The 22,899-nt window shown below is 56.4% G+C and carries 2 protein-coding genes; one reads left to right on the top strand and one right to left on the bottom strand.

All coding sequences use genetic code 11. The annotated features are described in order from the left end of the window. Positions 1–57 precede the first annotated feature (57 nt). The gene (locus AUQ41_RS03745; protein WP_063086792.1) at positions 58–1,056 is read left to right on the top strand and encodes a tRNA-dihydrouridine synthase; all 999 of its coding nucleotides are present in this window, start codon (positions 58–60) and stop codon (positions 1,054–1,056) included. A gap of 86 nt (positions 1,057–1,142) precedes the next feature. Here the strand turns inward: AUQ41_RS03745 and AUQ41_RS21100 are convergent, their stop codons facing one another. Continuing rightward, positions 1,143–22,760, bottom strand: a complete 21,618-nt coding sequence (locus tag AUQ41_RS21100; RefSeq protein ID WP_063086791.1) for a hypothetical protein — start codon at positions 22,758–22,760, stop codon at positions 1,143–1,145. Positions 22,761–22,899 lie beyond the last annotated feature (139 nt).

Here is a 22,899-nt window from a genome sequence, read left to right as displayed (position 1 = left end):
GTTTGGGCGGTTTGTGGTAAAACGCGCCAACTGATTTTCTGAAACTGGGTAAACCCGATGACGCACTTGGTGCTGGCACCGATGGAAGGACTTGTTGACTGGCGCGTTCGGCAATTGCTGAGTGCTGCCGGTGGGTTCGACCTGTGCGTGACCGAGTTTATCCGGGTGTCGCAAAACCTGTTTCCCGCCCATGTGTTTCACCGTTATTGCCCGGAACTTTTGAACGGTGGCAAGACGCTTTCGGGTGTGCCGGTTCTGGTTCAACTGATGGGCCATGACCCGGAACTGATGGGCGAAAACGCCGTCGTCGCGGTCGAGCTTGGCGCACCGGGCATTGATATCAATTTCGGCTGCCCGTCCAAGACCGTCAATAAGCGCGAAGCCGGTGCGTCGCTTTTGAAATGCCCGGAAAATCTGTATGAAATCGTCTCCGCCGTGCGCCGTGCGGTGCCGTATCATATCCCGGTCAGTGCGAAGGTTCGGCTTGGCTATTCCGACAAGGAAATGTTCCTTGATATTGCACGTGCGGTTGAGGCCGGTGGGGCGCAGCACCTGACTGTGCATGCGCGCACCAAGATGGAAGGCTACAAACCGCCAGCGCATTGGGAGTACCTCGCACGTATTCGCGAAGCCATTTCAATCGGCATGACCGGCAATGGTGAGATTTGGGATGTCGCGGATTATCAGAAATGCCGCGATATTTCGGGCTGCGACAGCTTTATGATCGGCAGGGGCGCCATTGCCGCCCCGGACCTTGCCTACCGGATCAAGGCATTTGAAGGCGGATCACACCTGCCCAAGGAAAGCTGGGCGGATGTTTTATCCATGTTGCTGGCCTATTGCGATCTGATGGCGTCAGATGGTGCGTCGGAAAATCATCAGGCCGGACGCATCAAACAATGGATGGCCCTGATCCGCAAAAGCCATATCCAGGGTGAAGCCTGTTTTGACGAGATCAAACGCATCCGTTCGATTAACGAACTGCGCGCCAAGCTGGAACACGATATGGCCTTGCCGGAAAATCAACGGACAAGTGACCTTATTGCTGCGGAATAGCAGGTCAATCTCACCGGGTACCCAAAAAGAAAACGGGCGGTCATCACGACCGCCCGTTTTTATTCGATCAGACTTTTGATCCTTGATCAGTTGCCAAAGCCGAAGTCATCGGCATCCAGATCATCCGGATCATTGACGCCCATCAGCGTGACAGAGGCATCGTTACCCAGTTCAATGACGACATTGCCATCGGTATCGAGATGCATGTCATTGAGGACCTGGTTGAAGTTGTTGTAGTTCCACTCCGACAGATCGATGATGTCTTCGCCCGGCTTGAAGTCGGTAATGATGTCATGCCCATCGGCTTTGCCGATCTGGAAAGTATCCCAGCCAGTCCCACCGGTCAGGGTGTCATCACCGGCACTGCCATATAGATGGTCATCACCCGAACCACCCAGCAACAGGTCATCACCGGCATTGCCCCAAAGCGTATCGTTGCCCGCACCACCATCAAGGGTGACATCGCCATAGCTTTCGGTGTCGCTGGTCAGATCAATGATGTCGTTGCCGTCACCGGCCTCGATCACTTCGATTCCGCTGATGCGGACATTGGCATCACCGTCGCTGACGTCATCATCGAGGAACAGGGCGTCATTGCCGCTGGTCATTTTCAGGGTGTCGATACCTTCACCACCGATGAAGACATCATTCGACTGGTTATAGCCACCCAGATTGACGGTCTCGCCAGTGCCAGTGTCGCCACCCTCGTTATGGCCCCAGCCATTGCCATGGAAATGGTGATGACCCCAGCCACTGTCATTCTGATGACCATCTTCGCCGGGTGACCCGTTATTGACGGCATACCAGTTGTTATCCCAAACGCCATCGGCGTTGTATTGCAGTACATCATCACCTGCCCCGCCATTGAGAACATCCTGACCAGCACCGCCCGTGATGGTATCAGCGCCCGAACCACCCCAAAGGGTATCGTTGCCAGCACCGCCATCGATCACGTCATCGCCGGCGTTGCTCCAGACGATGTCATCACCGGTGCCGCCAAGGATGGTTACATCACCATAAGACAGCGTATCACTGGTCAGATCGATGATGTCATCGCCGTTACCGGCATCAATGACTTCGATGTTGGAGATCCGCGGGCTGGTACCCGGATCGGTCAGGCGATCTTCAAGGAACAGGGCGTCGTTGCCGCTGGTCATTGCCAGGGTATCGGTGCCCGAACCGCCATCAATGATGTCTTCGGAACGGTTATAGCCCGAAAGATTGATCTGTTCGTTGGTGCCATCCATCCCCGGATCGCCAACGTTTTTGGCAGCATAACTGCCCGTCCAGCTCGCATCTTTCTGGTATTCGATGTAATCGTCACCAGCCCCGGCATCGATCAGGTCCGAACCGCGGCCACCATTGATGCTGTCATTGCCATCGCCGCCCCAGATGGTGTCATCCCCGTCGTCACCGCCAAGGATGTCATTGCCATCAAGACCCGACAGCAGGTTCGCGCCATCATCACCAAACAGGTAATCGTTGAAGTTCGAACCAATCAGATCCTCGATCGAGCTTAGCTTGTCATTGCCAACGCTGCTGCTTGCTGTGCCGCTTTCAAGGTTTGCGGCAACTGCCGTGGTCGAGTTGGCATAGCTTGCGGTATCGCGACCGGCACCCCCGACAAGGCTATCATGACCAGCACCACCCATCAGGGTGTCATTGCCGGCATCACCATAAAGCTTGTCGTCGCCATTGCCGCCTTCGATGGTGTCATCGCCATCGCCGCCATAGAGACGGTCGTTGTTTTCGCCGCCATCAATCACGTCGTTGCCCGCACCACCCAGAATGCTGTCATCGCCGGTGCCACCATTGATGGTGTCATTGCCAGCTTCGCCATACAGCTTGTCCTGACCCTGACCACCGGTGATGGTATCAGCACCGTCACCACCCCAGACGCGGTCGTCACCCGATCCACCGTCAAGGGTATCGTTGCCGGTGCCGCCGGTAATGCTGTCCTGGCCACTGCCGCCTTCGATCAGGTCATTACCGTCATCACCCGAAAGCGTGTCATCGCCGTCGCCACCATACAGGCTGTCATTGCCTTCCATGCCACTGATGGTGTCCTGGCCATTCAGGCCATAGACGGTGTCATCGCCCGCAAGGGCAGCAATCGTGTCGTTGTTGCTGGTGCCATAAAGCAGATCATCATACGGCGTCGGACCAGAGGACTGCTCGACGCCGACAAACATGTCCGCCTTAAGCTGGCTCATCGAGATGCCAACAAGCGTCAGCGTGCCCTGACCATTGAGGTTGATCACGGTGTCGTTGCCGACCTGGCTCGTCTGGTCTTGCAGATCACCCCAGTCATCAATGTCGAGCGACGCCAGATTGATTTTGTCTTCGTCGACGTCAAAGTCGGTAACGACCTTATTGCCGGAATTGTTCGATACGATGATTTCGTCCGCACCCGCACCGCCGGTGTAGGTGTCATCACCCGCGCCGCCGTCAAGCGTATCGGTGCCCGAACCACCAAGAAGCGTATCGGTGCCATCGGTTCCGGTCAGGGTGTCGTTGCCGCCCCCACCATCGAGAAGATCATTACCATTGCCACCCGACAGAACGTCATCGCCGTCGCCACCGAGAAGCGTATCGTCACCATCACCGCCAAGCAGGGTATCGTTGCCGATGCCGCCATCAAGGGTGTCATTGCCAGCATCCCCCGACAGCAGGTCGTTGCCCGCACCACCGGCGATGCTGTCATTGTCATCACCGCCATACAGAACGTCGTCGCCGCCTTCGCCATCAAGCGAGTCATTACCGGCAGATCCGTAAATGGTGTCGGTTTCATCGCCACCGGTGATGGTGTCGTCACCTTCCATGCCGTCGATGTAATCATCGCCGCCGCCGCCATCCATGACGTCGTTACCGGCATGACCGATCAGGGTATCGTCACCGGCATTGCCTTCGATGACGTCATCGCCTTCATTGCCTTCGAGACTGTCATTACCCGAACCACCGGAAATCACATCATTGCCGCTGCCACCGGTGATGGTGTCATTCCCATCGCCACCCGAAAGCGTGTCGTTGCCTTCCATGCCATTGAGCGTGTCATTGCCAGCGCCACCATCGACGGTGTCATCCCCAGCAAGGGCATCGATATAATCATCTTCGCTGGTGCCCAGCAGGACATCGTCAAACTGGGTCGGGCCACCATCATTTTCGATGCCGATGAACATATCGGATGAAACATCATTCAGGCGGACACCGCGCAGCGTGACAGAACCCTGATCGCCAAGATCAATGACCGTGTTGCCATTCACTTCGGACAGAAGCGGGGCCAGTTCCGACCAGGTACTGATATCGAGTGCATCAAGCGAGATCTGATCAACGCTGGTGTTGAAGTCCATGACGACCTTGTCACCGATCAGGCTGGTGACCTGAACAACGTCGGCACCCGAACCGGTATGGATGACGTCATCGCCTGCACCGCCATCAATGGTATCGTTGCCCTGATCGCCATAAAGCGTGTCGTTGCCCGCACCACCGTCAAGGTAGTCGTCGCCACGTTCGCCATGCAGCGTATCATTTCCTTCGCCGCCGATCAGGGTATCGGCACCGTCGCCGGTCCAGATGACGTCGTTGCCGGCACCACCATCAACGGTGTCTTCGCTGATATCGGCCTCGACATTGTCAAACGTGTCATTGCCCGCACCCAGATCAACTTCGTTGTTCTGGCTGTTGCCATAGACATAGTCGTCATGGGCGGATGCGATGACTTTTTCAAAGTTAGCAAGGATGTCACCAACCGCATCGCCGCCAAAGGCACGCCCGCCCTCACCCGGATTATGGGTATGGGCATCGGTGTCACCCAGGAAGATTTCAACGCCTTCGCCGGATCCTTCGTAACTGATGGTGTCACGGCCATCACCACCATCAAGATAATCGCCACCTGCACCACCTTCGATGGTGTCATCACCGGCACCACCGAGCAGCGTGTTGGTACCACTTGACCCGGTCAGAACATCGTCGCCGTCCGATCCGATGACATTTTCGATGTTGCTGATGGTGTCCGTTCCGGTCTCGGCCGAGGTCGCGGCACCAGCCGACAGATCCACCGTCGCACCGTTGGCAGCAGACATATCAAGCGTATCTTCGCCGGCGCCACCATCAAGGGTGTCATCGCCTGCCGCTGCCATCAGGGTATCGTCACCGGCACCGGCATCGACGACGTCGTTGCCCGCGCCATCATCAATAATGTCTGCGCCGTTGCCAGCGGCAATCGTGTTGTTGGCCGCGTCACCGGAAATGGTGTCTGCCGCAGTACTACCGATCACATTTTCAAAGCCGGAAATGGTGTCATTGCCGGTTTCGGAACTGCTTGCCGTACCGGCCACAAGGTCAACCGTCGCACCGCTGGTGGCATCACTGAGATCAAGCGTGTCGTCGCCTTCGCCACCGGCAAGGGTGTCATCACCGGCACCTGCCATGACGGTATCGTTGCCCGCACCACCATCGACGATATCGGCACCGGCACCGGCAGTGATCACGTCGCTGCCTTCGCCGCCAATGATGGTGTCATTGCCTTCGCCGCCATCAAGGATGTCGTCACCGGCACCGCCTTCAAGCAGGTCATCGCCCGCACGGCCGGAAAGGATATCGTTGCCAAGGCCGCCGGTCAGGGTGTTGTTATCGTCCGAGCCGTAAAGCCTGTCATTGCCGTTCGAACCAATCAGGTTTTCGATGCCCGAAAGCGTGTCGGTTTCGGTTGTGCCGACCTTGGCCGTGCCGGTCGCAAGATCGGCATTTATCGGGTTGCTTGCGGTACTGTAATCGGCGGTATCATTGCCGTCGCCACCAACAAGGGTGTCATTGCCCGCACCGCCCGAAAGCGTATCGTCACCGGCACCACCATCAAGGATGTTGGATTTTGTATCGCCGGCGATTGTGTCGTCATGATCAGAGCCGATGACGTTTTCGACATGATAGATCGCATCATTCCCGGCACCACCGGTTGCGGTGTAATTCGACAGATCAACATCAACTGCCGACGTCGCATCGTCATACATGACGACGTCTTCATCCGCACCACCGACAATGATGTCATTGCCCGCACCACCGCGCAGGGTATCGTCGCCGATACCACCCTGCAGCGTATCATCGCCAACACCACCATTGATGATGTCGTCGCCATAGCTGCCATCAAGGTAATCGTTACCTGCACCGCCATCCAGGTTGTCATGGCCAAGTTCGCCATTGATGATGTCGTCACCGGCGTTACCCCAAAGGGTATCGTTACCCGCACCACCATTGATGGTGACATCGCCGTACGAAATGGTGTCGCTGGTCAGATCGACCACGTCATCGCCAGAACCGGCATTGATGACCTCAACCCCGTCAAGGCGTGCGCCATCGGTCGTGGTTTCATCAATCGTGGTGTCGAAGCTGATCGAGCGGACAAAGAAGTCACTGCTGTCAGAACCGGTCGAGCCATTTGCATAGGGTTCGCTTTCAAAAGCGATATAGCGGAATTCGACCGCATTGCCGCTGCCGTCGGTGGCGTTGATGGTTGCTGTGCCGACACCATTGCTGGTGTAGTTGACCGTGCTGTCATCAAGCGTGCCGGATGCGACAAGGTTGCCGTCGGCATCAAAGGCTTTCCATGACCCGATCTCGCCGCCGCTCTCACCGGCCATCAGGTTGGAAACCTGAACCGTGGCCGTCGAGGCATCTGCACCAAGATCGACAACGATTGCTTCGCTTTCGCCGGACTGGGCATCGTGGTTGATCTGACCACCAGCGACACCGCCGCCGTCATTACCAATGCCATTGCCATCAAAGTTGACCGTGTCATCAGCCGCGGCAAGGTTCAGCTTGCCATCGCCGTCAACATAGGACGTGCCAAAGTCAAAGGCATAAAGGTTGGCATCCGACCAAGCCGCCTGAACATCAGCCGAACTTGCCGACTCTGTCAGTCCGAAGGTGCGGGTTTCGGTCGTCGGCATGGTGGTCTGACCATCACCAAGTTTCGAACCATCAAGCACCAGCGCATCACTGCTATCGGTCATATCAAGGGTGTCATTACCCTCGCCACCGATGAAGGTATCGTCTGAGACGTTCTTGCCGCTGATATCGGCAATATCGCCGGTGCCATCAACACCCGGGCTGCCGGTATTTTCGGTGCTGTCACCGCTGGTGGCTATGCCGTCGGCTTCGAAGTTCAGAACGTCGTCACCAGCCCCGCCGTCAAGGGTGTCGTCACCGGCACCGCCGCTGAGTTCGTCATTGTCGGCCCCACCCGAAAGGGCGTCGTCGCCTTCACCACCGCTCAGCGTATCTTTGCCAGCACCGCCATCAAGGCTGTCACTGCCCGTACCGCCGTCAAGGGTGTCGGCACCGTCATTGCCAAGCAGGGTGTCATCACCCGCACCACCGGCAACCGTGTCATCACCGGCAAGGGCATCGATGGTGTCATCATCATCGGTCCCTTCCAGGGTGTCGTCATACGGGGTCGCACCATCAGTGATGTTGTTGAAATCGTCAGCACTCAGGTCGCTGAGAGCAACATTGACGAAGGTCACCGTACCGCCAGCAGGCAGGGTCAGGACGGCGTCACCATTGCTGTTTTCGCTGAGCAACGGAACAAGGTCGCCCCAGTTTTCAATACCAAGATCATCAATCGAGATTTTGTCTTCGCCAGGAGTGAAGTCGCTTACGACATCATCATCGGTGCCATCGGCAAAGATGAAGGTATCCGCACCGGCACCACCGGCAACCGTGTCATCACCTGCGCCACCGTCAATAGTGTCATCCCCGGCACCGCCGCCGATAACGTTATCGCCGTTCGATCCGGTAAGCTGGTCATCACCGGCACCGCCTGTGACATTTTCAAAGTTCGAAACCTGATCATTGCCGGTTTCAGCCGAACTTGCCGTCCCCGCACCAAGGTCAACAACCGCATCACTCGATGCGTTCGACATATTCAGGGTATCAGTGCCGTCGCCGCCATCAAGGCTGTCATTGCCTGCACCGGCGATGACCGTATCGTCACCAGCACCGCCGCGAACAAGGTCACTGCCCGCGCCATCGGAAATGACGTCGTTGCCCGCACCGCCATCAATCAGATCGATGCCATCGCCACCATCAATGGTATCGGCACCGGCACCAGACGAAATGGTGTCGTTGGCGCTACTTCCCGTGATGGTGTCATCGCCTGCACCGGTGGTTACATTTTCAAAGCCGGAAATAACGTCATCACCGGTTTCACTGCTGCTGGCAGTGCCATTCTGCAGATTGAGCGCGATGTCAGCTTCGACGTCCGACATATCAAGCGTGTCAAAGCCGTCGCCACCCGATAGCGTATCGTTGCCAGCATCGCCAACGACCGTGTCATTGCCCGCACCGGCATCGACAATGTCGTTGCCCGCGCCAGCATTGATGTGGTCATTGCCATCACCGCCGCTGATGCTGTCATTGCCTTCGTTGGTCCAGACGGTGTCGTCACCCGTTCCGGCATCAACCGATACATCGCCATAGGATTCCGTCTGGCTGGTCAGATCGACAACGTCATCGCCGGCACCCGTGTCGATGACTTCAACGCCAGAAATCGACGGTGCATTCGATCCATCGGCATGATCGTTGTCGAGAATGATCGCGTCGCCACCCGCTGTCCCGACAAGGGTATCGATGCCTTCGCCACCATCAAACTGATCATCGCTTAGACCAAGGCCTTCAAGGTCGGCAACATCACCGGTGCCATCGACACCCGGGCTACCGGCGTGGTCTGTTTCATCCCCAGCCTGGCCAATACGATCCGCTTCGAACTGAAGCACGTCGTTACCGTCGCCACCATCAAGGGTGTCAGATCCTTCGCCACCGCCGAGCGTATCATTGCCGCCACCGCCAATAACGGTGTCATTGCCTGATCCGCCGCCAACGGAGTCATCACCATCGCCGCCGTCAACGGTGTCGTCACCGTCACCGCCATCGACAGTGTCATTACCGCCGCCGCCGCCGACAGAGTCATTACCTGTGCCGCCACCAACGGAGTCGTTCCCTTCCCCGCCGTCAACAGTGTCATCACCGTCGCCACCATCGACCGTGTCATTACCCGCACCGCCACCGACAGAATCATTGCCACTGCCACCGCCAACGGAATCATCGCCGTCACCACCATCCACGGTATCGTTGCCGTCGCCGCCATCGACGCTGTCATCACCTGCACCACCGTCGACAGAATCATCGCCTTCACCACCACCAAGGGTGTCTTCACCCGGCGTTCCGACATTGTCGATACCGGTGAAGTGATCCGGGGTCAGGTCGCCAACGGCCACACCCGACAGGGTCACCGTACCGCCAGATGGCAGGGTAATGACCGCGCCATCAGGGCCGTCAGACAGCAAGGGCTGCAGATCCGTCCAGGCCGAAATTCCAAGATCCGGGAGAGAAATCGCATCGGAGGTCAGATCGAAATCCGTGACAAGGTCGGCATCCGTACCGTCTTCGAAGACGAAGGTATCGGCACCATCACCGCCCGAAAGCGTATCATTGCCGGCACCGGCTGCGATGGTGTCATCACCCGCGCCGCCAGACAGAATGTCGTCACCAGCACCGCCATCAAGCGTGTCGTTGCCAGCCCCACCGTCAATGATGTTGGCATCATCGGAACCGGTAATGACGTCAGCGTCATCCGAGCCGGTGACATTTTCGAAGTTGGCAATACTGTCCGATCCGGTGTTGGCACCACTTGCCGTACCGGCCGCAAGATCGACATTAACACCCCCCGTGGTGCCCGACAGATCAAGGGTATCAATACCGTCACCGCCATCGATGTCGTCATTGCCGCCATCAAGGGTAACGGTGTCATTGCCCGCACCGGCATCAATCGTATTGTTGCCAGACGATCCGGTAATGGTGTCATCACCATCGGTCGCGATGACATTTTCAAAGCCCGAAATGCTGTCGCTGCCGGTTTCACCGCTGTTTGCGGTGCCTGCGCCAAGATCGATGGTCGCGCCATCAGCAGCCGACAAATCAAGCGTATCGTCGCCGTCCCCACCGATCAGAATATCGTCGCCGGCACCTGCTGCGATGGTGTCATTACCTGCACCACCGTCGATGGTGTCAGAACCTGCGCCGCCATCAAGAACGTCGTCACCTGCGCCGCCATCAAGGGTGTCGTTCCCGGCACCGCCATTAATGTTGTCGGCACCTTCGCCGCCCAGCAGGACGTCATTACCATCATTTGCCCAGATGGTGTCATCGCCCGCACCGCCATCGACCGTGACATCGCCATAGGAATGGGTGTTGCTGGTCAGGTCGACGACGTCATTGCCGTCGCCAGCATCGATGTTTTCGATATCAACGATGGACGGGTTGGCCGCACCGTTTTCATGATCGCGATCAAGAATGATCGCATCGTCACCGGAACCGGCAACCAGCGTGTCAGTGCCTTCGCCGCCAACGAAGCTGTCATCCGAAAGGTTCTTGCCCGCGATATCAACAACTTCGCCGGTCCCATCGGTGGTCGGGCTGCCGACATGGTCAGTGGTGTCGCCGTCGGCGGCAATGCTGTCACCTTCAAACGACAGGATGTCATCACCGGCACCGCCATCAATCAGATCGGCACCTTCGCCACCGGCAAGCGTATCATTGCCCGCACCGCCCAAAAGCGTATCGTTTCCGGCACCACCAGAAAGGATGTTGTCACCGGTCGACCCGGTCAGGGTGTCATCACCCGCACCACCTGTTGCACCTTCGATACCGTCAAGGGTATCGGTGCCATCGGTCGCTGTACCGGTGCCGTTTTCAAGATCGACAACCACACCATCGGTCTGGTCGGAATAATCGACGATATCGTCGCCTTCGCCGCCGATCAGGGTGTCATTGCCAGCACCGCCCGAAAGCGTGTCATTGCCTGCGCCACCATCGATGACGTTGTCAAATTCGTTGCCCGCCAGCGTGTCATCATGGTCGGACCCGATCAGGGTTTCGAAGCCGTCAATGCTGTCTTTGCCTGCACCACCGGTTGCAGTACCGGCATCAAGGTCGACATTCACACCACTTTCGGCGTCTTCGTAAGACAGGACATCTTCGCCCTCGCCGCCGATCAGCGTGTCATCTCCGCCCTTGCCAAAGACCGTGTCATTGCCAGCGCCACCGTCCAGAATGTTGGCGTTTTCATCACCGATCAGAACATCATCACCGTTACCGCCGGTGACGTTTTCGATGCTTTCAAGCGTATCGTTGCCAGCCTCACCGCTCGCGGTGCCAGCACCCAGATCAACGGTGACGCCATCAGAGGTGTCGGAATAATCGGCGGTGTCGGAACCTTCGCCACCACGCAGGGTATCGTCACCTGCGCCACCGATCAGCGTGTCATTGCCTTCGTCGCCATAGATATCGTCGTCACCGGCCTGACCATCGATTATGTCATCGCTTTCACGTGCGTGGATTTCGTCACTGATCTGGCTGCCGGTGATGTCATCTTCGAACTCGGTGCCAAAGATGGCGTCATAGCCAAAGAAGTTTTTCTGACCAAGATCATCGACCGAGACACCTTCAAGGGTGATGCTGTCGCCATCACCAAGGGTGATGACCGCATTGCCGTTTTCATCATCGGCCATCTGGTCACGAAGGGTGGCATAATCCTCGATGCCATAAGCAGACAGATCAATGATGTCTTTTTCGACGTCAAAGTCGGTCACGGTGTCATTGCCGCTGCCCGGCTCAAGCACGATCAGGTCTTCGCCTTCGCCGGTGATCAGGACATCATCGCCCGAACCGCCAACGAGGGTATCGTTGCCCGAACCACCATCAAGGGTGTTGATGCCGTCGCTGCCGATCAGGGTATCGGTGTAATCGGTCCCAATGACGCGTTCGAAATTCCGAACGATATCGTCGCCACCGCCGCCGGTCGCATATTCCTTGACCAGATCGACCGTGACCCCGGCATCGACATTGGAATAGTCGACGGTGTCGATATCATTTTCGCCGTTGCCACCATCCAGGATGTCATCGCCAGCATCGCCATAGACCCAGTCGCTGCCAGCACCGGCTTCGACAATATCGTCGCCTTCGCCACCGCTGATGGTGTCGTTGCCAGCTTCACCCAGGAGGATATCGCCACCGGTGCCACCATCGATGATGTCGTCGCCGGAACCGCCACTGATTTCGTCTATGCCTTCGCCGCCATCAATAACGTCGTTCCCGGCGCCAGCATTAATCGCGTCGCCACCGGCACCGCCGGAAATGGTGTTGTTGCTCTCGTCACCGGCAATCTTGTCGTTGAAGTCGGAACCAACGACGTTTTCGATGCTTGTGAAGTTGTCTGTGCCCTGACCAATTGCCTTGCCCGCACCAAGGTCAATATCCATACCTTGCGCCGCAGAGCCGTAATCTGCGGTATCAGAGCCGTCTCCACCGTCAAGAACATCATCACCTGCACCACCGGCAAGCGTGTCATCACCGTCCAGACCAAACAGCGTGTTGTTTTCGCCGTCGCCGATCAACGTGTCGTCATGAAGTGTACCGATAAGGTTTTCGACACCATCGATGGCATCATTGCCGTCATCACCCGTTACGGTCCCGGTATCAAGGTTAGCAATGATACCTGCGCCTTCGCTGGAGTAATCGGCAGTATCGATCCCGTCGCCACCCAGAAGGGTGTCTGAACCCGCATTGCCGACAAGCGTGTCATTGCCGCTACCACCGTCAAGGGTATCGTCACCCTCGCCACCGACCAAATGATCATCGCCCGCACCACCAGCAATCGTATCGTTACCACCCGAACCATCAATAACCTCATCATTGATGCCACCGGTGATCACATCATCGCCGTTCGTGCCGACAAGTGAATCGAACCCTACAAAGTTTTCGGTGCTGAGATCATCTGGCGACACGCCCCGCAAAGTAAGGGTTTCGCCACTTTCAAAGGTGATAACCGCATTGCCGTTGCCATCAACGCCGAACATTTCCTCAAGCTTGCCGTAGCCGGCAATATCGAACCCGCGCAGGTCAAGGATATCGGTCGCAGGATTGAAATCGGCGATCGTGTCGTTACCATCGCCAGGATTGAACACGACAAGATCCGAACCTTCGCCGAGGGTCAGATTGTCGTTACCAGCACCCGCATCGAATGTATCGTCGCCAGCACCACCAATGAATGTGTCGTTTTGTCCACCACCAGCGAAAGTATCGTTGAAACCGGTACCCCGGATAACTTCAATGTCTTCAACGATATCGTTGCCGGTTGCTTCGCCGCTGACGGTATTGTTTTCGGTATCAACGGCGATTGCCGACGTTGCTGCACTGTAGTCAAGTGTATCAACACCATCACCGCCGCGCAGAACATCGTCACCCTCATCTGCAATCAGCGTGTCGTCACCAGCACCGCCGTCAATGGTGTCGCTACCAATACCACCATAAATCGTATCACTTCCGGCGCCACCATCGATGATGTCGTCGCCCTGCCCGGTCGAGATCGTGTCTGAACCGTCTCCGCCAGATACAGTGTCTGTACCTTCACCGGTGTTGATAACATCGTGGCCAGCACCACCGTCAACGACGTCATCACCCAATCCACTATCGATCAGGTCATTACCCGTGCCGCCACTTACAGTGTCATTTCCGTCGCCAGTAAGGATGGAGTCATTTCCTGCACCACCATCAACGACATCGTCACCATCACCAGAATCGATGGTGTCATCGCCAACACCGCCTTTGATCGTATCGGCACCCAACCCAGTCGAGATCGTATCGTTTCCGGCACCACCGTCGATGACGTCATCACCGCTACCAGCCGTTACAACGTCAATCCCATTGCCGGCAAATACCGTATTATTACCATCGCCGGTATCGATAACGTCGTCGCCTTCTCCGGCATCGATCAAATCATCACCAACACCACCTGTTACGGTGTCATTACCAACACCCGCAAGGATGGTATTGTTGCCGCTGCCACTGTCGAAGACATCGTTGCCTTCGCCGCCATCAAGGAGGTCATCACCTGCGCCCCCGCTCAGCGTGTCGTCGCCTTCACCGCCCGATATACTGTTATTCGCATCGTCACCGGTGATGATATCGGCAAATTCGGTCCCAGTTACGTTTTCAAAGCCGGAAATTGTATCATCGCCGTCTGCACCAGATGCCGTTCCAGAAGCCAAGTCGACATTCTGTCCGCCAGTCGCAGAGGAGTAGTCGAGCGTATCCGTGCCATCGCCACCTGAAAGGGTATCGTTACCAAGCCCGCCGGTGATGACATCATTACCTGCTCGACCGTCGATGATATCTTCGCCTGCACCGCCAGAAATGATATTGCTATCAGCACTTCCGGAAATACTGTCGTTTGCGTCTGACCCGGTAACGTTTTCGAAACTGCTGACCTGATCTGTTCCGTCAACTTTATCAACGACGCCAGCTTCGAGATCTATACCAACACCGGTATTACTCTCACTGTAATCGAGCGTATCTGTTCCGGCACCTCCTTCGATAACATCGCTACCGGCGCTAACGCCAACGGTATCATCACCAGCGCCACTCAGAATGGTGTTGTCTGCATCCGAGCCTGTGATTACGTCACCAAATTGCGACCCAATGATGTTCTCGACATTCAGAACAGTATCGCCAGTCGTAGAGTCAGTTTCGCCGGTCTCTAAATTGATCGAAACACTACGCTCCGCGTCAGCGTAGGTAACGGTATCCACGCCATCACCACCGTCAATGAAGTCGCGTCCCCGACCACCGTCAAGGAAGTCATTCCCAGCACCGCCAAGCAGTGTGTCGTCGCCACCTGCACCAAACAGGGTGTCATCGCCGTCTGCACCCGAAAGGATGTTGTTTGATTGGCTGCCCGTGATCGTATCGCCGTAATCGGAGCCCGTCAGGTTTTCGATATTCTCGAGCTGGTCGTTACCGAAGCCGGTTACGCTTCCAGCCTGCAAGTCAGCTGCTATTGCGCCGTTTGCATTGCCATAATCAACGGTATCAGTGCCACCGCCGCCACGTAAGACATCGTTTCCGTCAGATGCAATAATGCTGTCATCTCCAGCACCTGCACTGATGGTGTTATCTTCACTATTGCCGGAAATCGTATCTTCGTGAGTGGACCCAATGACATTCTCGATGCTCGACAGCGTATCTTTACCGGCCGTACCGGTTGCCGTTTGAGTCTCAAGGTCCACCGAGACCCCACCTGTTGCGTTGGCGTAGCTCGCGGTATCACGCCCCTCTCCGCCTTGAAGAGTGTCATCTCCGTCGAGCCCTTCGAGAAGATCATCACCTTCGCCGCCAATCAGCAGGTTGTCCTCGTCAGAACCGGTAAGCCGATCATTACCTGCCCCGCCAACAACGTTTTCGACATTGCGAAGAACATCGTTCCCCTTGTCCGTCGCTGCAGCGCCTACTTTCAGGTCGACATTTACGTCTTCGACTTCGTAACTGTAATCGACAGTGTCATTGCCCTCACCGCCATCCAGAACGTCGTCACCATTGCCACCGATTAGCGTGTCATTGCCATCCCCACCAAGGATGCTGTCGTCTTCGTCCAGACCATAAATGGTATCGTTACCATCAAGGCCGGAGATAATATCCTGACCGTCTGTACCATAGATAGTGTCATCGCCAAGCGTACCTACGATATCGCGAACACCAATAAAGTTGTCGGCCGTGATATCTTCAATGCCAACTCCCTCAAGCACCATCGAGGTGCCTTCACCGAAATCGATAACCAGGTCACCGTTTTCGTTTTCAGACATCAACTCGAAAAGCACGCCGTAGGTGTCAATTGATAGACCTGTAATGTCTACCTTGTCTTGTTCGACATTGAAGTCTGTCACCGTGTCGGCACCGTCATCGGCGCCAACGATGTAAACATCCGCGCCAGCACCACCACTTAGCGTATCATCGCCACCACCACCGGTTATGGTATCCGCACCATCGCCCGCAGCGATAATATTTGCACCATCATCGCCGGTAATAATATCGGACTGGTTTGAACCGATTACGTTTTCAACACCAGCGAGGCTGTCTGTGCCACCTTCACTGGTCGCGCTGCCGGTCGAAAGGTCTACATTTACAGAACCACCGCCCTGGAAGCTAACCGTGTCGTTACCGTCACCACCTTCGATGGTGTCATTGCCTTCACCACCAACCAACAGGTCGTCACCACCGCCACCTTCAATTACATCATCACCAAGACCACCAATCAGGGTGTTATTGGCATCATCGCCAACAAGAATATCATCGAAGTCGGAACCGTTGACGTTTTCGATACCATCAAGCGTATCGTTTCCATCTGCGCCCGATGCTGTTCCAGATGCGAGGTCAACCGTAACTGCACCATCAGCAGCACTGTAATCAGCAGTATCTGTATCGCTGCCGCCAACAAGGACGTCATCACCAGCGCCACCGGACAACAGATCATTGCCAGCTCCGCCGAGGATCACATCATCGCCAGCACCACCAGATATGGTGTCAGCACCGGCATTACCGCTTAGGGTGTTTGCGTTATCGTCGCCCGCAATGACGTCTTTCTGACTGGAGCCTGATACGTTTTCGATGTTGCTCAGGCTGTCTTCGCCGCCAACACCACCGGTGCCTGCTGCCAAGTCGACCTGAACACCATTTCCGGAACTGTAGTCGACGGTATCTTCCCCATCACCACCATCAATGATGTCTTTGCCAAGCCCCCCCGAGAGGGTGTCATCACCATCATTGCCATAGATTGTATCCGCGCCCGCACCACCGTGGATGGTGTCATTCCCGGCAAGCCCGTCGATAATCTCTTCGAATGCTGTCCCCTGAATAACGTCATCGCCCCCGGTCGCTCCGAGAGTTTCGATACCAACGAAGCTATCAGCAGTCAGTTCATCAGGTGAAACACCAACCAGAGTCATGGAACTGTCGCCAGACGAAATGACAACATTGCCATCGTCGTCCTCACTGATCAGCTTTTTAAGTGCTTCAAAGTTGGGGATACCAAAGCTTGACAGGTCAATCTTGTCTTCAGCCAGATCAAAATCAGTCACCGTGATGTTTTCAGTAGCCTCCGTCATCACGAAGGTATCGGCACCGTCACCACCACTCACCACGTCGTTACCTGCACCGGAATTGATCGTATCATCACCGGCACCACCATCAATGGTGTTATCAAGCAACGAGCCGGTCAACACGTCGTCGTAGGCTGAACCTGTCAAGTTTTCGATCTCGACCAGCGTGTCGTTACCATCTGCGCCGGTCGCAGTCCCAACTGCAAGATTGACGTTTACGCTACCCGACGCATTTGCATATGTTGCCGTATCGGTTCCCGTACCACCGTTGAGGACGTCGTCGCCCTCTCCGCCCGCCAGCGTGTCGTTCCCGGCACCACCATAGAGCTGGTCATTACCGCCGCGACCGTCAAGGACGTCGTCACCGGCACCGCCGCGCAGAACGTTGTTGTTTTCATCACCACGAAGATCGTCGGCCCTGGCAGAGCCCGTAACATTTTCAAAATTAGAAACTGTGTCGCTATCCGCACCACTGGTCACCTGACCACTTTCAAGATCAACAGTGACGCCTACAGTACTACCTTGATAGCTCAGCGTATCTGTGCCGTCACCGCCATCAAGTTCATCACTACCGGCACCGCCAGTGATAGTGTCATCACCGTCACCGCCGAAAATTGTGTCTGTACCAGCATCGCCCGACAGCACGTCATTGCCCGACCCACCATTGATTGTGTCATTACCTTCACCGCCAATAACAGTGTCATCGCCTGCTTTTGCATTGATCACATCACTACGGCTGGTACCAGCCAACACATCTCTGTTTTCTGTGCCATCAAGCGACCGGATGCCTGCAAAATTGGCGTAGGTCAGGCTGTTCGGGTCGACACCTTCGAGTGTGATTACGGCATCACCGACAATGATTGTTGCGTTACCGGCTTCGTCTTGACCAATGAAATCAACAACATCAGAGAAGAGCTCAAGACCTTCAATACCTTGAATGTCGATGACGTCATTGGCAGGATCGAAATCGGTGACGAGGTCATCACCGCTGTCCGCCCGGATAACGAAGGTATCGGCACCTGAGCCACCGGTCAGCGTATCGTCACCACCGCGACCATCAAGCGTGTCATTGCCGCCACCACCAACAAAAATATCATCACCGCTGTTGCCAAGCATGATGTCGTCGATTGCGGTACCTTCGATCTTCTCGAAACCGGAAATCTGATCTGTGAAGTTGTTCCCTGTAACCGTGCCCGCTTCGAGATCGACCGTGACACCCGCATCGAACGATCTGGCGTCACCGGCATTGTAGCTCAGCGTATCGTGGCCTTCGCCACCGATAAGCGTGTCATCACCCTCACTGCCAAAGACGGTATCATTACCTGCACCGGTGTCGATGAAGTTGTCGTCGACACTGCCATATACAACGTCATCGCCGGAACCAGAAACAACGTTCTCAAAGCCGGAAATAGTGTCATCACCATCACCGGTCGCCGTGCCACCTGCCAGGTCAACAGTAACGCCGCCGTCTACATCTGCATAATCAACGGTATCATTACCACCGCCGCCCAATAGCACGTCATCACCGCCGCCACCGGAAATGGTGTCATCACCAGCCATACCCGAAAGCGTATTCGCACCATCATCACCGGAAATGACATCGTTGTTTGCAGACCCGGTAATATTTTCAATGTTGGAAAGCTGCGCTGTCCCGGAACCCATCGTGGCGGTTCCGTTCGCTAGATCGACATTCAGCCCGGACTCATTGCCAAAAGAAACCGTATCATTGCCATCGCCACCGTCGATGGTGTCGTTACCACCGACGCCACGAATGGTGTCGTCGCCTGCGCCCGTCGAAATGACATTGGCGTCACTGGACGCAATAACCGTGTCATCGCCAGCGCCGGTAATGACATTTTCAACACCAATCAGCGTATCATTTTCGCCGGTTTGACTGTCGCGTGCGGATCCACTGCCCAGGTTGACTTCCTGACCGCTTTCACGCGCGCTGAGATCAAGGGTGTCGCTGCCTTCACCGCCGATGAGGGTATCGTTGCCTTCTTCGCCAACGAACAGGTCGTCGCCCTCGCCGCCATCAAGGGTGTCATTGCCACCACGACCAACAAGCGTGTCATCACCCGCACCACCGCGCAAAACGTTGGTACCGTTGTCGCCGTAAAGTTCGTCATCATAGGCTGAACCGGTCGCATTCTCGATGCGATCAAGAACATCGTTGCCATCGGCACCCGTCGCAGTCCCTGTGCCAAGGTCAACCTGAACACCGCCATTCGCACCGGAATAGTCGACGGTATCAATACCTTCCTGACCACGCAGGGTATCGTTGCCCGCACCGCCAGCAACCGTATCATCGCCATAACCGCCGGAAATGACGTCATCGCCGCCCCCACCGCTGAGCGTATCGTCGCCGCCATACCCATAAAGCGCGTCACTGCCGTCTGTCCCGGCACCGACATCATTGTCTTCGGTTTCAAAGATGCGACCGAAACCGCGGAAATCATCCGCGTTCAGGCTGTCGCTGCTGACACCTTCAAGGGTGAGTGTGCCCTGATCCCCGAAATCGATAACGGTGTTGCCGTTGCCATCATCGGACATCATGGTTTGCAGGGTTGCAAAGTCCTGAATGCCGAGTTTGGAAAGATCTATAATGTCTTCCGAACCGGCAAAATCAGTGATCGTGTCATTGCCGAAATTCTCGGTCAGCTCAAAGTCGTCAGCACCCGAACCACCAGTAAGGGTGTCGTCCCCCGCGCCGCCGGTCAGCGTATCTATACCGGCACCGCCTTCAAGGACGTTGTCGGCATCATCACCCGCAATGTGATCGTCAAAGTCGGAGCCAACGACGTTTTCCACCATCTGAACGACGTCATTGCCTGCACCGCCCGTCGCGGTTTCATTGGCAAGGTCAACCGTGACGGCACTTTCGGCATCGCTGTAGCTTACGGTGTCGACACCACTGCCACCCTGGATGTGATCATCGCCCTGGCCCCCGCGCAGGAAGTCGTCACCCGATCCACCCGCCATGACATCATTGCCGGAACCGCCAACCAGAAGGTCGTTGCCAGCCCCACCCTGCAGCACGTCGTCATCATCGCCGCCAAACAGGCTGTCGCTGCCATCACCGCCCTGCAGGATGTCGTTGCCGCTTTCACCGCGCAGGACATCATTGCCGCCACCACCCTGCAAAAGGTCATTGCCAGCACCGCCTTCAAGCGTGTCATCGCCGTCATTGCCCTGAAGGGTGTCGTTTCCACTAGCCCCCCCGAGAGTGTCTGTCTCGTCGTCGCCCTGAACGACATCGGCCGCACCCGAAGGATTATTGTCAAAGGCGTTGGCATCGCCGTCATCGGCATCGGTTACGTCGCTATCCGCTTCACCTTCGGCACTGCCGGTTGTTTCACCACCCGTTGCGTCCTCGCCAGAGGTTGCATCGCCAGAGGTTTCTTGTCCGGCGTCACCTTCTGGTGCTGTGCCAGCTTCTCCGCCTTCGGTGGTGTCACCCGATGCGGTTTCTTCACCGGTGGTTTCTTGACCTGCGGTCTCACCGGACGTTGAACCCGCATCAGACGACGGCTCGCCATCAGCGGCAACATCACCTGATCCTGTCTCGTCGGAGCCTTCTGCCGGTGTTTCGTCGCTACCTTCGCCAGTGGTTTCAGAACCGGCTTGGGACTCAGTCGTCTCACCGCCGGTTTCTGCACCAGCTTCGGCACCCGCCTGGGCACCGGTGCTTGTATTGTCTTCTGTCTTCGGGCCGGTTTCGCCAGCCGGGCTGTCGGCACCGGCTTCGTCACCCGCGGTTTCTTCACTGGTCTCTGCTTCGCCAGAGGAAGCGCCCGTTCCAGCGGTCTCACCGCCGGATGTTTCACCGGTTGCTTCGTCTACCGGCTGCTCAGCACCTTCGCCCGCAGCATCACCGGAATCCGTACTGCCAATATCGGTTGCGCCACCTTCGGCATCGCCGGAATCCAGTGTATCTTCACCGCTGCCGGCAGAAGCACTGTCAGAACCAGTCTCTCCGCTGGTTTCGCCGCCAGAAGCACCCTCACCAGAAGTGTCGCTGCCCGCACCGGCTTCTGAACCTGCGCCAGAACCCGTATCAGAACCGTCAACGACTTCAGCGCTGTCTGAGCCTGAAGCCTCTTCGCCGCCCGTTGCATCACCAGAATCGGAACCACCCGTGGAAGGTTCCGTCTCACCTGATGCGGTTTCACCCGTTGTGCTATCGCCATCCGTCGATCCGGAAGTTTCGCCCGAAGACGCACCGGTTTCGTTACCGGTCGCTTCGGAACCGGATGCATCACCTGAACCGCCATCAGTTGGTGTTTCCGACGCGCTATCGCCGGTGCTGCCCGTTTCGTCTGTGCTTTCTGAACCGCCATATGTGGCCTCGCCCGAGGTGGTATCTTCCTGTGTTTCAGAACTGCCCGTTGAACCGGTTTCCGTTACCGCATCGCCAGTCGTGGTTTCACCGGAACTGCTGGAATCACTAGTGGCCCCGCCATCACTCTGGGTGGTTTCTTCACTGCCGGATGCACCGGTCGCGCCATCACCGGAAGCCTCGCCAGAGGTTTCACCAGAAGCTGCCGAGCCTGTTTCATCAGTGCTGCCGGAACCAGTTTCCGTGTCACCGGCTTCTGCACTGCCCGTGCCACTTTCGCCTGCCGCGTCACCACTTGCGGTACCATCGGTTGCGGTACCGGTATCGCTTTGCGACGAAGTTTCTTGCGCGTCATTTGCGCGACCCGCACCGGAATCGAGATTGACTTCAACACCCTGATCAGACTGGCTGTAATCAAGGGTATTTTCGCCCGCACCACCATCAATAGCGTCCGCACCGTCGCTGACGGCAAAGGTGTCATCACCATCGCCACCCGACAGGCTGTTATTGCCGGAATCACCCGTCAGAACATCATCACCCGATGTGCCACGGAGATTTTCAATATTTTCAAAGGACGTCCGATTGGCACCGGTGGCATCGGTTGAGGAACCCTGCGAAAGATCGGCGCGCACGCCGTCAGAAGCCCCGTCAAATGACAGGGTATCTTCGCCAGCACCGCCATCAATGCTGTCTGCACCGCCACCCGGCAAAATAACATCATCACCATCCGAACCGATGATGATGTCGTCGCCTGCCCCACCTTCAATGACATTGGCTTCGCCATCGGTGGAGGCAGCATCCCCGCCCTCGGTCGCGACGGAAACTTCGTTGATTTGCGGGACATCGACCAGCGTCACATTGGCAAGCTCTGCCTTCGACACGCCCTCGAAAATCACCTTGTCGCCCGTGGCAAACACGATGAAGGCATTGCCAGATGCATCTTCGCTGGCCAGCGCCATGAGTTCGCTGACACTGTCGACGCCAAGGTCGCTGAGTGCCAACTCATCTTCGTCAATGTTGAAGTCGGTGATTGTGGTTTGCTCGAAACCACTTTGGAGCACGAAGGTATCGCGTCCTTCGCCGCCGGTAACAACATCCTCACCCTCGCCCGATTCGAGAATGTCGTCGCCTTCGCCGCCAATCAGGGTGTTGTCACCACCATCGCCCACCAGAACATCGTCATAGGCAGTGCCAATCACGTTCTGGATGTTGGTGAAAACCTGCGTTGCAGCGGATTGTGAGTTGCCTTCGCCCGAAGAGCCTGCCCCAGAATCATTTTTGACCGCAGCAGAATCCCCTTCTGCGCGGTCATCAAGAACCTGATCAATGTCGGTGTCGGTAATTCCAACACCGTCGTCTTGGTTGGCGGGCGAGACCAAAACACATACTCCCTACATGGGAATTATTTTTACCAGTACTGCGGCGAACAATCGGCCCCAGAATCGACTTATACCGTAGTATAAATTAGATTTATGCGAATCATCAATAGAAAATGACTCGCCCGGGTACGGTTGATGC

Origin of the sequence: Thalassospira sp. MCCC 1A02898 (genome assembly GCF_001618185.1) — a bacterium.
Lineage (GTDB): Bacteria > Pseudomonadota > Alphaproteobacteria > Rhodospirillales > Thalassospiraceae > Thalassospira > Thalassospira tepidiphila.
Note: the sequence above shows the minus strand (reverse complement) of the source record. Positions and strands in the feature narration are given on the sequence as shown.